11 protein-coding genes are annotated in these 14,323 nt (G+C 58.9%); 9 read left to right on the top strand and 2 right to left on the bottom strand.

What is annotated here, in order from left to right:
* The first annotated feature begins 308 nt into the window (after positions 1-308).
* The 5 genes from AAAX59_RS06655 (at position 309) to AAAX59_RS06635 (ending at position 7,529) form a co-directional block, all read left to right on the top strand.
* Positions 309-2,753, top strand: a complete 2,445-nt coding sequence (locus AAAX59_RS06655; RefSeq protein WP_349071213.1) for an HAD-IC family P-type ATPase — start codon at positions 309-311, stop codon at positions 2,751-2,753.
* 9 nt (positions 2,754-2,762) lie between these two features.
* Complete coding sequence (locus AAAX59_RS06650) at positions 2,763-3,245, top strand: winged helix-turn-helix domain-containing protein (RefSeq protein WP_217750930.1); 483 nt, start codon at positions 2,763-2,765, stop codon at positions 3,243-3,245.
* Between the two features lie 270 nt (positions 3,246-3,515).
* Entirely contained in the window at positions 3,516-6,284 is a 2,769-nt protein-coding gene (gene mgtA, locus AAAX59_RS06645; protein WP_349071211.1) for a magnesium-translocating P-type ATPase, read from the top strand.
* 28 nt (positions 6,285-6,312) lie between these two features.
* Positions 6,313-6,468: a conjugal transfer protein gene (locus AAAX59_RS06640; protein WP_349071210.1), complete on the top strand. Its 156-nt coding sequence runs from the start codon at positions 6,313-6,315 to the stop codon at positions 6,466-6,468.
* A 107-nt stretch (positions 6,469-6,575) separates the two neighbouring features.
* The gene (locus tag AAAX59_RS06635; RefSeq protein ID WP_349071209.1) at positions 6,576-7,529 is read left to right on the top strand and encodes a tRNA-dihydrouridine synthase family protein; all 954 of its coding nucleotides are present in this window, start codon (positions 6,576-6,578) and stop codon (positions 7,527-7,529) included.
* A gap of 170 nt (positions 7,530-7,699) precedes the next feature.
* Here AAAX59_RS06635 and AAAX59_RS06630 read toward each other — a convergent pair whose 3' ends face one another.
* Positions 7,700-7,945 carry a glutaredoxin gene (locus tag AAAX59_RS06630; protein ID WP_349071207.1) on the bottom strand — a complete coding sequence of 82 codons (246 nt, stop codon included), beginning with the start codon at positions 7,943-7,945 and terminating at the stop codon, positions 7,700-7,702.
* A 51-nt stretch (positions 7,946-7,996) separates the two neighbouring features.
* Positions 7,997-8,824 (bottom strand): TipAS antibiotic-recognition domain-containing protein, encoded by an 828-nt coding sequence (locus AAAX59_RS06625; protein WP_195363812.1) that lies wholly within the window; start codon positions 8,822-8,824, stop codon positions 7,997-7,999.
* Between the two features lie 141 nt (positions 8,825-8,965).
* Here AAAX59_RS06625 and AAAX59_RS06620 point away from each other — a divergent pair, with 141 nt between their 5' ends.
* The 4 genes from AAAX59_RS06620 (at position 8,966) to AAAX59_RS06605 (ending at position 14,218) form a co-directional block, all read left to right on the top strand.
* Positions 8,966-9,703 (top strand): TrmO family methyltransferase, encoded by a 738-nt coding sequence (locus tag AAAX59_RS06620; RefSeq protein WP_349071205.1) that lies wholly within the window; start codon positions 8,966-8,968, stop codon positions 9,701-9,703.
* A 112-nt stretch (positions 9,704-9,815) separates the two neighbouring features.
* Entirely contained in the window at positions 9,816-11,030 is a 1,215-nt protein-coding gene (locus AAAX59_RS06615; protein ID WP_349071204.1) for an aminotransferase class I/II-fold pyridoxal phosphate-dependent enzyme, read from the top strand.
* 144 nt (positions 11,031-11,174) lie between these two features.
* Positions 11,175-12,044 (top strand): transporter substrate-binding domain-containing protein, encoded by an 870-nt coding sequence (locus AAAX59_RS06610; protein ID WP_349071202.1) that lies wholly within the window; start codon positions 11,175-11,177, stop codon positions 12,042-12,044.
* The gene (locus tag AAAX59_RS06605) at positions 12,041-14,218 is read left to right on the top strand and encodes a response regulator (RefSeq protein ID WP_349071200.1); all 2,178 of its coding nucleotides are present in this window, start codon (positions 12,041-12,043) and stop codon (positions 14,216-14,218) included. The genes AAAX59_RS06610 and AAAX59_RS06605 overlap by 4 nt, the downstream gene beginning before the upstream one ends.
* Positions 14,219-14,323 lie beyond the last annotated feature (105 nt).

Below are 14,323 nucleotides of genomic sequence, written 5' to 3'. Positions count from 1 at the left end.
AGTCTGGGCTAGCGTTGGATAAGAGCATAGAGCAAGATACTCACCGCAATGAGCAGAAGGCCGATGTCCCCAACCAAGATGAGCGCGAGCAAGGATATCTGCGACGTGGTCACGGCGTTTTTGAGCGGCAACTGGAGCGTAGGCCTGCTCTGCAGCTCCTTCACTGTTTACCCTGCATCCCAAGTGCGGCGCAAGTGAGCAATAGCAAAACTTTGTCACGCGTAAAAGCAAGGAAGTCGCAAGGTCTGGGGCGGGGATGCTGGTATACGCCTCGGATACAATCGAAGCCATGCTAGAAAGAGGCTTCGATGATTAAAAAATCGTTCTTTAATCCGTTTTCGTCGCTGCTGCTTGCACTTGCCGGCTTGGCCTTTTTGGTCGACGTCGTACCGCAGGCGCAAGGCCAGACAGGAGTGTTCGCACCTGCCGTGCTGTTTTTGATGTGGCTGGTCGGCGGCCTGGTGCGCCTGTTCTACGAAAACGAAGCCAAGCGCAGCTTCGACCGGCACATGTTTAAGGCGAACCATGCGGCCGTTTGGAAACGTGTCGACGCTTGCTGGATTCAAGTCGATTCCGACCAGCTCGTGCCTGGCGATGTGATTCGCCTGTATGCCGGTATGCTCTGCCCGGTCGATGCGGTCCTTGCCAAGGGCGACCACATCCTTGTCTCCGAATCGTCGCTTACGGGCGAGAGCGGTCAGACCGTCAAGCGAGAAGGGGAGGCCGTCCGTGCTGGAACGACCATCATTGACGGAAAGGCTTCGGCAACCGTTCACGCTCGCGTTGCCGAGGAGCCGCCCACATCGCCGCGGCGCGCTCGGCTAGGCACGCAGTTTGGCGCTGGTGCCAGGAGCATCTGTGCCGCCCTGGTGAGGTGCATGCTCATCGTGCTGCCGTTTGTCATTATGATTCGAGGTTTTGTGCTGGGCGACTGGCCGCAGGCCCTGCTGTTTGCCCTGGGCACGGCCGTTGGCCTGGTCCCCGAGATGCTGCCAGTCGTCACAAGCGTGTGCCTTTCGGGCAGCGCGCATCGCCTTAAGAACAAACAGGTCATTGTTAAAAACGTTGACGCCATGGAATCACTGGGCTCCATGGACGTGGTGTGCGTGGACAAGACGGGCACGCTCACCGAGGACGCCGCGGTGCTCGAGTACTATACCGATATCCTGGGCAACGAAAGCGAGCAAACGCTCAACCTGGCGTATTTGGAGAGTACGAGCCAGGGGGCGGCCGCCAACCAGCTCAACCGGGCCATTGCCGACGCGTGCGCCGCGCCCGAGTTGCGTCTCGCCGCCAAAGACCTCGCAGGCGCATTTACCCTGCACGCATCTGATCCTTTCGACCACGTCACCAAGGCTTCGGGTGTTAAGCTCGATGCCATGCCTGGGGCGCTTGGTTGCCTGGGGCTGCAGACTCGCCCTGGCAATCACTTGACCATCGTAAAGGGCGAGGTCGAGAGTGTTTGCGCTCGTTGTGCCTGGGCCAACTTTAAAGGGGAACTCGTCCCCATGGACGCCGCGGGCCGCCAGAGCGCCTATGAGGTTGCCGAGGACATGCGTGCCGACGGCATCAAGGTCCTCGCCGTTGCCTACAGCACAACGTCTTCGGACTGGGGTGACCTGGTGCTCTGCGGCTTTTTGGGCTTTTTCGATCGGCCCAAGGCAAGCGCTCGCGCCGCCGTGCGCGCGCTGTCCGACCTTTCCGTTGAGGTGCGCGTGCTTACCGGCGACTCGGCTTCGGTTGCCCGGTCAACCTGTTCGCGCCTGGGCATTCCTGCCGATAGCGTTATCACCGGCAGCATGCTCGATGCCATGGAGGAGTCCGAGGCGCTTGTTCGCGTGGGGCGTACTCGTGTGTTTGCCGAGCTCACGCCCGCGCAAAAGGCTCATGTTGTCAGTCTCATTCGACTCTCTGGCCATACGGTCGGCTATATCGGCGATGGTGTGAACGATGTGCCGGCGCTTACGTCGGCAGATGTCGGCATCGTTGTGGACTCGGCGGCAGCGGAATCCAAAAAGGTTGCCGATCTGGTACTGCTCGAGCGCGACCTGGGCGTGGTCGCCGAGGGCGTCAGCGAAGGCAGGACTTCGTTCGCCAACGCTTCCAAGTACATTCGCATCGCGTCGAGTTCCAACTTTGGCAATATCTGCTCGGTTGCCGCCTCGAGTATCTTCCTGCCGTTTTTGCCGGCAACCGCCGCTCAGCTGCTTTTGCTCAACCTGTGCTATGACGCCACCTGTCTGGCGCTCTCGTGGGATAACGTCGACGATGCGGAGATCGCCCGTCCCAAGGCATGGTCGGGCAAGGGCCTCGGCAGCTTTATGCTTCACTTTGGCTTCGCGAGTTCGGCGTTTGACATCATCACGTTTGCCATTTTACTCCTGGGCGTTTGCCCCGCGGTGTGCGGTGGGTCCTTTGTCACGTTGAGTGCTGCGGGCCAGGCGGCCTTTATCGCGACCTTCCAGACCGGATGGTTACTGGAGTGCGCTTGGACCGAATCGCTCGTGCTCCTCGTCTTGCGAGCGCGGAACGTTCGCGACGGGGACCGGCCGTGTCGTCCGCTCGTGATAATGGTCGCCACCATGCTTATCGCCTCGGCCCTTCTCGCGCTGAGTCCTGCCGCGCAACTGCTCGGCCTTGTCACGCTGCCCATGTGGTATCTGGGCATCGTTGCACTGCTGAGCGTGTTGTATCTTGTTGTTGTTTCGACGATCAAGCGGGTTTACCTGTCCCGCTCGAGCAGTCTGTTCTAGGGCGGTTCTATGCGTACCAACAGAACCAACATAGCGATTACGCCGGCAGAGGCCGCCGAGCTCAGCAACGCGCTGTTCTCGTCCGGTAGCGCCGCCGCTCTCGAACTTGCACCCGTGTTTGCCGATATCGCATCGGGCGGGCTGACCGCCATAGAACTGACAGTTGCCGGCTCGCAGACAAGTGCCGCTGCGGAGCCCATCGTTATCGGCGATCTTTCCATCGATCTGGCTTCGCGCACCGTTAAAGTGTCGGGCGCGCCCGTTTCGCTCACGCCCAAAGAATTCGATATCCTGGCCTTTTTGGCGAGCAACCGGGGCACAGTCTTTAGCAAAGAGGAAATCTATCGCGCTGTATGGCAAGACGAATATCTGCTCGATGACAGTAACATCATGGCCTTTGTCCGCAAGATCCGAAAGAAGATTGAACCCGAGCCCGACAATCCCCGGTACCTGCTAACTGTTTGGGGTGTGGGCTATAAAATAGCCGAGTAACGCGTTGAATCGTCCGCTTCTATCGACCCCAAAAGCCACTCTGACAATCCTTGCCAAATCGCAAGAAAGCCGCAAGAAACCAGCCATGTGCCCGGTCTTGCGGCTTTTCTATTCTAAGGACAGTCGCAGACGCGAAGGGAAGGTGAGGACCGTGAGCGGCAGTGACAGTACCAGCAAAGCAGGGCGATGTCTGCCGGCGCAGGTCCACCTTAATGGCGGGCGTCGCGGCTAGACGGCTCTGCATCCGATCGACAGAACGGAGCAAGGCAATTGAAGAAGCTGAATATGCGCCATACGCCATCTGCAGTCCAGGCGCAAAACGAACTGATCAGGCATCGTGCAGAGGGCCGCATCCAGCATGCGGCAACTATCCCGCTGATGGACGCCATGTCCTGGGTGGGCTCGAACCTGGGTGGTCTGGACCGCGACGAGGTCGCGCACAGCGAGGCCGATAACGGACGCAACGTGGTCACGCGCGGCAAGAAAAAGTCGCTTGTCCGCAAGCTCGCGGATGCATTCGTCAATCCCTTTACGGCAATCCTGTTTTTCCTAGCCATTATCTCGGCAACGACGGACATGATATTCCCGGCGTTGTCGATGATGGGCAACACGCCGGAGGACTTTGACCCGCTGACGGTGATTATCATCACCACGATGGTGGTTCTTTCGGGCACGCTGCGCTATGTCCAGGAAGCGCGTAGCGGCAATGCGGCCGAAAAGCTGCTCGACATGATCACGACCACCGTGACGGTCACCCGCAAGGATGTCCCCAGGACCGAGATTCCCATCGACGACGTGGTGGTCGGCGACATCGTGCATCTGTCCGCCGGTGACATGATTCCCGCCGACGTGAGGATTATCGAGGCCAAGGACCTCTTTGTGGGCCAGGCCAGCCTGACGGGCGAGAGCGAGCCGGTCGAGAAGGTCCCCACGACCTGCACCGAGTCCGATTCGGCCACGTCGTTCGAGAACATTGCCCTCATGGGCAGCAGCGTGATATCGGGCAGCGCGACGGCGCTCGTCTTTAGCGTGGGCGAGCAGACCCTGTTTGGTTCCATGGCGTCGAGCCTGTCCGACGACGCTGCGGAGACGAGCTTTTCCAAGGGCGTCAACAGCGTCTCGTGGGTGCTCATCCGCTTTATGATGGTAATGGTTCCGTTTGTCTTTTTGATCAACGGCGTCACGAAGGGCAATTGGCTCGATGCCGGCCTGTTCGCCATCAGCATTGCCGTGGGTCTGACGCCCGAGATGCTGCCCATGATCGTTACCACGTGCCTTGCCAAGGGCGCGGTTGCCATGAGTAAAAAGCAGACGATCGTTAAGAACCTCAACTCGATTCAAAACTTTGGCGCGATGGACGTGCTGTGCACCGACAAGACCGGCACGCTTACGCAGGACCAGGTGGTGCTGGAGTATCACTGGAACATCGACGGCCAGGAGGATTCGCGCGTTTTGCGCCACGCCTACCTCAACAGCTATTTCCAGACGGGCTACAAGAATCTGATGGATCTGGCGATCATCAAGTGCACGGAGGAAGAGGAGCAAAACGACCCGAGTCTCACCGATCTTTCCGAGGCCTACGTGAAGGTCGATGAGGTGCCGTTCGACTTTACGCGCCGTCGCCTCACCACGGTGGTGCGCGATCGCAGCGGCAAGACCCAGATGGTTACCAAGGGCGCGGTCGAGGAAATGCTGTCGGTGTGCTCGCATGCCGAGATCGACGGCGGCGTTCATGTGCTGGACGACGAGGTGCGCGAGCGCATTCTGGCGACAGTTTCCGACCTTAATGACGACGGTTTCCGTGTGCTGGCGATTGCTCAAAAGTCCAACCCGTCACCCGCCGGTGCCTTTAGCGCCGAGGATGAGCGCGACATGGTCCTAATCGGCTACCTGGCCTTTTTGGATCCGCCCAAAGAGTCGACGGCCGATGCGATCGAGGCGCTGCGCAATCACGGCGTTGCCACCAAGATCCTGACTGGCGACAACGAGAAGGTTACGCGTACCATCTGCAAACAGGTGGGGCTGCAGGTCAACAACATGTTGCTCGGCAGTGACATCGCTGACATGGATGACGCCGAGCTCGCTCGCCGGGCCGAGGATGTGCAGGTCTTCGCCAAGCTCACGCCCGACCAAAAGTCGCGCGTCGTTTCCGTCCTGCGTGCGAACGGGCATGTGGTGGGCTATATGGGCGACGGTATCAACGACGCCTCAGCCATGAAGTCGTCTGACATCGGCATCTCGGTCGACACGGCCGTCGACGTTGCTAAGGAGTCCGCCGACATCATCTTGCTCGAGAAGGATCTGATGGTGCTCGAGGAGGGCATCGTCGAGGGGCGTAAGACCTACGCCAACATGATCAAGTACATCAAGATGACCGCGAGCTCCAACTTCGGCAACATGTTCAGCGTACTTGCCGCGTCTGCCCTGCTGCCGTTCTTGCCCATGATGAGCATTCAGCTGATCTTGCTCAATTTGATTTATGACTGCAGCTGCCTGGCGATTCCCTGGGACAACGTGGACGAGGAGTTCCTGCGCGTGCCACGTGCCTGGGATGCCTCGAGTGTCGGCAGGTTCATGATCTGGATTGGGCCCACCAGCTCCATCTTCGACTTTATGACCTACATCTTTATGTACTTTGTCTTCTGCCCCCTGTTTGTGAGCCACGGTGTACTGTTCAACGAGCTGGCGAGCGTCTACTCGGGTGCCGCGCTGGAGCAGATGCAGCTGGCCTACATCGCGCTGTTCCAGGCTGGTTGGTTCGTCGAATCCATGTGGAGCCAGACTTTGGTTATCCATATGATTCGCACGCCCAAGTTGCCGTTTATCCAGAGTCGTGCCTCGGCTCCGGTGATGCTGCTCACGATGACCGGCATTGCACTGCTCACGCTGATCCCGTTTAGCCCGCTTGGCCCCACGCTGGGTCTGGGAGCACTGCCCATCGAGTACTTCTTGTTCCTGATTCCGTGCATCTTGCTGTACATGGCGCTGGCGACGAGCCTTAAGAAGGCCTATGTCAAGCGTTACGGCGAGCTGCTGTAGTGACTTCGATGTAGAGAGGAGCGTTTACATGAACTGGGCTCAGATTTGGATCGATTTGTTTGGGACTATGGAGTGGCTTGGGCTCAACATGGGCTTTTGGGTGGCCAATGGCGTTGTCCTGGTGATTGTCATCATTATGAACGTCATCTTTTGGAGCATGAAGCCGCTGCCCAAGGACGAATAACATGCATGGGATTGCCTGCGCCGCTGTGCCAAAATAAACACTCGAATGATGTACAAATGTGACAAAGGGACGGTCCCTTTGTCACATTGATTTGAAAGTTGATGTTGATGATTCTATCGCTGGCCCCCATGGAGGGGATTACCGGGCATGTGTTCCGCCGCGTGCATGCAGAATGCTTTGGTGCGCTCGACTGCTACTACACGCCGTTTTTGCCGCCGCCGCGGGTGGGCAATCGCTTTGGCGGCAAGGCGTTTAAGGAGGTCGATCCTGCCAATAACCAGGGGCTTAACGTGGTGCCTCAGCTGATGTCCAAGAACGCGGATGAGTTTGTGTGGGCGGCACAGGTGCTCGCCGACATGGGATACCACGAGGTCAACCTCAACTTGGGATGTCCCTCGGGAACAGTCGTTGCCAAGGGCAAGGGTTCGGGTTTCTTGCGCAACCTGGATGAGCTCGAGGTGTTTTTGAGCGACGTGTGCGAGCGCTCACCACTGCCGGTGTCGGTAAAGACCAGGCTGGGGCTTGAGAGCGATGCTGAGTACGAGCGCGTGCTCGATCTCTACTGTCGTATGCCGCTTGCCGAGCTGATCGTGCATCCGCGCGTGCAAAAGGATCGCTATACGGGCTCGCCGCGCAAAGAGTATTATGGCGAGACGCTTGAGCGGGCGCCGTTCCCGGTAGCCTATAACGGCGACATTTTTGACCTCGAGGACATGGATGCGCTGGTTGCTGCCTATCCCGACACGCGCCATGTAATGCTGGGCCGCGGTCTGCTTGCAAACCCTGCGCTGGCACGCATGGTAAACGGCGGCCCTGCCGCCACCGTCGCCGAGCTGCAACGTTTCCATGACACGCTGTTCGCGGCCTATGCAGAAGAGATTGGCGGCAACGCGGTCTTTCGCATGAAGGAGTGGTGGTTCTACGCCAAGTGCGCTTTCGCCGATCCCGCCACCGTCCATAAGATCGTGCGCAAGACCAAGAAGGTCGACGAATACCGCGCCGCCGTCGACCGCGTCTTCCGCGAGCAACCGCTCGCATCCGCAGCCCGCTTCCGCGGCTAGTTAGACATCGGGGACGTTCTTTAGCGACTAGGCATTTAAGAACGTCCCCGATGACTACCCGCAAAAGCTGTACACCAGCATCCAAAGATGTCGAAAAATGTCGACTTTGGATGCTGGTGTACATGTTTGGGTCGTATGGGTTGGGGCCCTGGACGGACAGAGCGTGCGTACTAGAGCAGGTTTTCCTGCACCCACGCGATGATGTCGCTCGATTCGTAGAGTGGTTTGCCGTCGATGAACAGGCAGGGAACCTGGCGTTTTCCGCCGACGGCGATGAGTATCTGTTCGGCATCGGAATCGGTCGAGATATTGCGCTCGGGAATGGTCACGCCGTTATCGGCCAAAAAGTGCTTGACCTTTAAGCAATACGGGCAGCCGGTCATAACGTACAGCGCGAGCTCGTGATTAGTAGCCATAGGTCTCCAATCGGTTGAGGTTTTGATTGAAATACCCAAAGCCGCCGCGGTCTATGCGCGCGTCAACGAAGACTCGATGGCCTGGACCAGAAACGCCGTGGCTCCGGTGGCGCAGGGCTTGTCGTAGTAGTCAACAAAGCGCTGGTCGGCAAGATAACCGTGGGCGAGGCCCAGGTACGCCTCGTCTTGGGGCTCGCATCCCCAGTTGAGAGCAATCCAGCGACGATGCATCGCGACAAGCTTACGAGCCTCGTTGCTCTCTGGGTCGCCAATGCCCATGGCAATCGAGAGCTGGCCCAGAATAGCGCGTTCAAGTTCCTTCATGTCGTTCCATGTCTCGGGGTCCATGTCCAGCAACGCTTCGTTTGCTGCATCGATAGCCTCATCGCCGTAGCGCGCCCGCGCCTCGGCACCGTAGCGCGCCTCGTTTTCCTGCACGGTGCGCCAGCGCTCCAGTTGCGGCAGGACGGCGCCCATGAGCGAGACGGCTTCGTCGAGCGACATGCCGGTGTTTTGTGCCAGGCGCGGGGCACAATCCTCAATCATTGCCTCCATGGTGGTGTCATAGGTGTACTTGCCGTGGTCGTAGCACCACTTGCAGTAATGATCGGTCGCGGTGCCCGTGGCATCGGTGCCGCAGTCGTCGGGCGTGAGTATCATGCCGCAGCTCTGGCAATAGTGCTCAGGCATTTCGAGCAGGTGGGACAGCGGTTCTCCGGTTACGGCGGCGATGAGCTTCATCATGTCGATGCCCGGTGTGACCTCGCCGCGCTCCCACCGGCTGATGGCCTGGCGTGTGACGAAGAGCTTAGCGGCAAGCTGCTCTTGGGTAAGGTGATGGGCGCGACGGACAGCAATGAGCTTTTCTGCAAAGGCCATAGCGGCTCCTTTCTGCTGGTTGATGGCTTAAGCATACGCGGCGGCAGGCGCCCTTCCAAGCAACCGTTGGTTGCACGACGGGGGACCGCGGCGAAGAATTGCGCGCAACGCCCCACGCCTCCATGCCGTACAATGACCGGCATGGAACCTATCGCACGCATACATACCGACCTGCCGCAGAAGTTCGGCATTCCGCGCAACAGCTTTTTGGCGCCCCATCTGCAGGGACGAATCTTTTTTGAGCCGGAATTTGCCTCCAATGCAGCGGTTGAGGGCCTGGACTCCTTCTCTCACCTGTGGCTGCTGTGGCGCTTCGAAAACGGAACGCCCGGCGGCACGGCTAAGGATATTGCCGTCGACGCTAAAACGCAGGACAGGTCCGGCACCAACGCAAAATGGTCGAAAACCGTGCGCCCGCCGCGTCTGGGCGGAGCCGAGCGCGTGGGCGTGTTTGCCACGCGCAGTCCGTTTCGCCCTAATCCCATTGGGCTTACCTGCGTCAAGCTCGATCGCGTCGAGCTCACCGACGATGGCCCCATCATCCATGTGCTGGGGGCCGATTTGCGCGACGGCACGCCCATCTACGACATTAAGCCCTACATTCCGTTTGCGGACTGCCACCCGGATGCGACCGGCGGCTGGATTGAGGATGCTCCGTGGCAAGAGCTCGACGTCGAGTTTCCGCAAGCACTGCAGGATATGGTCCCGCCTGCAAAGCTCCCCGGCTTGGTCGAGGTCCTTCGCCAAGATCCACGTCGCGCAGGCAGCAAGCACGAGCCAAACCGCGTCTATCATCTGGCCTTCGCCGGGCTCGACATATCTTTTACGGTTGATGAAACCCAGCTAACCGTAGTCGCCGTCAACGACGCGCGGGGCTAACCTGCCATTCGTCTGCACCCGTCAAATTAATCGCCAAACCCCGCGCCAAAACCGCCCACGCTGGTGGACAATAACGCCTATCGGAACAGCCTACTTTGCACGGGAGCTCAGCATGAAATACGACTTTAGCTCGCTTGTCGACCGCCACGGCATGGACTCCATCGCCGTTGACTCCTGGGGCGAGATCCCCGGTATGGCTCCGAACGCACCCGACGAGGGCTTCGACCGCATTCCCATGTGGGTGGCCGACATGAATTTCGCCACGGTGCCCACGGTCCAGGAGTACATCATCCAGCGCGCCCAGCACCCTATGTTCGGCTACTTCAATCCGCGTCCCGAGTACTTTGACCGCATCATCGAATGGCAGAGCCGTCGCAACGGCGTTGAGGGCCTGGCGCCCGAGCATATCGGCTACGAAAACGGCGTGCTGGGCGGTGTTGTGTCGACGCTGCGTGCGTATGTTCAGCCGGGCGATGCGGTGCTGGTCCACAGCCCCACCTACATCGGCTTTACCAAGTCCATCGAAGCCGCGGGCTATCGTATTGTCCACAGCCCGCTTAAACTCGACGACCAAGGCGTGTGGCGCATGGACTTTGAGGACATGGAGTGCAAACTCGCCCAAAACCACATTCATGCCGCGGTGTTCTGCTCGCCGCACAATCCCTGCGGCCGCGTATGGGAGCGCGACGAGATCGAGCGCGCCATGGACATTTATCGCCAGCACGATTGCGTGGTGATCTCGGACGAGATTTGGTCCGATATCATCCTGCCGGGACACAAGCACATCCCGACGCAGTCGGTGAGTGAGGATGCTCGCATGCGCACGGTTGCCCTCTACGCGCCCAGCAAGACTTTCAACCTGGCGGGCCTGGTCGGCAGCTACCACATCATCTATAACGAGACGCTGCGCGACCGCGTGTGCGCCGTGTCCAACAAGACCCACTACAACGAGATGAATGTCCTCTCCATGCATGCGCTTATCGGTGCCTACCAGCCGCAGGGCTATGAGTGGGTGGACGAGCTCAACCAGGTGCTTGCCGGCAATATCGAGTACTTCTGCAATTACGTGGACGAGCATTTTGAGGGCGTGTCCTATTCGCGTCCGCAGGGCACGTACATGGTGTTTCTGGACTGCACCGAGTGGTGCCGCGAGCATGGCCGCGATATTCAGTGGTTGCTCGACGAGGGGGCGCGCGTGGGCGTTGGCTACCAAGATGGCCGTCCGTTCCACGGGCCCTGCCACATTCGTGTGAATCTGGCGCTGCCGCTTTCGCGCGTGAGGGAAGCGTGCGACCGCCTGGACCGCTACGTTTTTAATGCACGGTAGGCGTGCGCTGCATGCGGGACCTTCTGCCAAGTCGGCTGGAAGGCCCCGCATGGTAGAACGTCTGTAACCATTGGGCACTCGCGTGGTTTCGTTTGCTATTATCTTTAACCATTTCAGTCTGTAAACAGGATCGTCTGGAGCTCGATGAAAAGACCCCGTCGCTCGGTTGCCATATCGTTGTTTGTTGCGCTTGCGGTAGCGTGTGCCTTTGTCGTAGCGATAGCCGGCTGTTCCGGGTCGAATGGCAGGGCCTCGACGTCTGCATTAGAAGGCCTGGACGCCTCGCAGGCCAAAGACGACAACCTTAAGACGCTCAACGTCGGCAGCGACCTCTATCCACCGTTTGTGTATACCGACGAGTACGGCGATATCGTTGGCCTGGATGTCGAGATATTGACCGAGGCTTTGGCCCGCATTGGTTACAAGCCAAAGTACCAGCTGATCGATTGGGAAAAGAAGAACGAGCTACTGGCGAGCGGCGAGCTCGATTGCGTCATGGGCAGCTTTAGCATGACGGGTCGCGAAAACGAGTATCGTTGGGCCGGTCCGTACCTTGCGAGCCGCCAGGTGGTCGCGGTCGATCCCGAGAGCGATATCTATACGCTTGCCGATCTTGAGGATAAGATCGTGGCGGTTCAGTCCACCACCAAGCCTGAGGGCATTTTGCTCAATCGCACAAATGAAAACGTTCCGCAGATCAAGGAGCTCTACTGCTTTTCGGACCGTTCATGCCTGAACCCGGCGCTCGTCGAGGGCCTGGTCGACGCCATCGCCGCGCATGAGTCCTTGCTGCTCACCTACGAAAAAGACTATGGCGTAACGTATCGCATTTTGGATGAGCCGCTGCTAGAGGTTGGTTTGGGCACCGCTTTCGATATCAACGATACGCGCGGCATCGACGTTAAGCTCACTCATGCCTACCAAGAAATGCTTGCCGATGGCACCATGGAACGCCTAGTGTCAAAGTACTTTGATGACCCTTCACCATTTTTGAATGTGGAGGGCCTGTCATGATCGATGCGCTCGACCACGCCGCTCAGGAGCGGGGCAATCGTTCGGCAGGGGCATGGCTCCTTGTCGCTCTGCTGGGGATAGCGCTCTCGGTTGCTGCCGGCATGATGAGCTACGGTTACATGACGGCCCAAGCCGAGCAGCGCTTTGCCGACGTTGTCGATTACGTGGCGACGCAGAGCCTTTCCTACGATGCATTCAACAGCGCCTATACGACCAAAAACCTGATTCGCGTTATGGAGATCGCCGGAGAGGCTGCCCGCGATATGGAGCGCGACGGTTCGGTGGATAGTGCCATGCTGGAGCAATATGCCGACCAGTTCAACGTGAGCGCGCTGATCGTGACGGACGCATCGGGCAATTTGGTGTCCGAGTCCTCGACGGGCGATGTGGGCTACGAGTCGCTCGCTGCGTATCTCAAAGAATCACCCGTGCTGGAGGTGGCAACTCATCCGCTTAAGTCCTATACCGCCCGCATCACGCTTGCGGATGATTCGGTCGCAGACATTGGCTGCGTGACTCGGCAGGATGGCGAGGGCATCGTTATCGCGGTAAGGCATCAGAGCGCGAAGGCGGTTGCAAGCAATACACTCAAACTGCAAAGCTTGCTTGATGGCTATGAAACCATCGATAGCGGCAATATCGTGATCGAAAGCGACGGCAAGGTCGTTGCGACCAATGCCGTTGAACCCACCGTATTGGGCGTATTCGATCTGCCTGCGACGGACGTCTTCATTGTCGACGGTATTAAGGATCGATGCCTGGCTGGTAAGGTCAGATTGGTTAACGCCGACGGCGAGTGGTATTTGGGCACATTTGGAAAAGCGCACAAATTCTATGTGTACACCTATGCCTCGGCGCGGCGTTACTTTGAGGTTGTAGCGGCTGTTGCTGCCGGCGTGCTGGCGCTCTACAGCGGTGTTATGGCCGTTGTTGTGACGGTGCGTCGCCGCGCTGATCGCCGACGTTTGACGGACTTGCTGCATCAGGAGCGCGACTATGGCGACAAGCTGGCAAAGGCGGCGCGTGAGGCCTCGTCTGCCAACTCGGCAAAGACGGAGTTTCTGCGTCGCATGAGCCACGATCTGCGCACGCCCATCAACGGCATTCGCGGCATGGTCGAGGTTGGCGACGCCAATGCGGACGATCTGCAAAAGCAGACTGAGTGCCGCTCAAAAATCTGGACGGCGTCGGGACTGCTGCTCGACCTTGCCAACGAGGCACTCGATATGAGTCGCCTGGAGAGCGGACAGGTCGACCTGAACCTCGTGCCCATAAATTTGGTGGCCCTCAACTGTGAAGTGCGCGATATTCTGGAGCGCCAGGCCGAGGAGCGTCTGGTGACAATTATCTGCGACCAGCAGACGCTTGATCATCCCTATGCACGGGTGAGCGTGACGCACCTCAAGCGCTTGTTGCTCAATATTGCCGGCAATGCCGTCAAGTACAACCGCCAGGGCGGCTATGTTCGCCTGGTGTGCCGCGAGGTGGAGCCAGCGAATGGCGTCCCCGTCTATGAATACACGATCGCCGATAACGGTATTGGCATGAGCGAGGAGTTCCAACAGCACCTCTACGAGCCGTTTTGCCGCGAGGAGCAACAGGTGGAAGGCGCCTCATCGGGGACTGGCCTGGGCGCGCCTATCGCAAAACAGTTGGTCGAGCTTATGGGCGGAACCATGAGCTTTACGAGCGTCTTGGGGCAGGGGACGACGTTTACCATCCGTCTGCCGTTCGAGAAATGCAAACGCTCCGAGATTCCTCAGGCAGTTCGCGCGGATGCGGGCGATGACGATGCGCTCCAGGGCTTGCGCGTTTTGCTCGTAGAGGATAACGATCTGAATGCCGAGATCGCGCAGTTTACGCTCGCCCGCGCCGGTGCCGTCGTGACGCATGCTAAGGATGGTGAGTCTGCCGTCGAGATATTTGCCGCGAGTGCGCCGCACGAGTACGACGTGGTGTTGATGGATATCATGATGCCCGGTATCGATGGCCTTGAGGCCACGCGTCGGATTCGAGCGCTCGATCGCGAGGATGCCGCGACCACGCCGATTATCGCCGTGAGCGCCAACGCCTTTGCCGACGATCGCAGGCTTTCGCGTGAGGCGGGCATGAACGCGCACCTGAGTAAACCAGTGAGTTCGCAGGAGCTCGTTGTTAGCGTCGGATTATTTTAGCAAAATATAGTCGGCCGAGATTGACCAATCCCGGCCGACCCATTTTAGCCAACACGCCCGCATCTATGACTTTCCTATCGCATTCCTACATCCCCTCGGGCTGGA

The organism is Collinsella sp. CLA-ER-H2, assembly GCF_040092405.1.
GTDB lineage: Bacteria > Actinomycetota > Coriobacteriia > Coriobacteriales > Coriobacteriaceae > Collinsella.
This window is presented reverse-complemented; position numbering and strand designations above follow the sequence as displayed.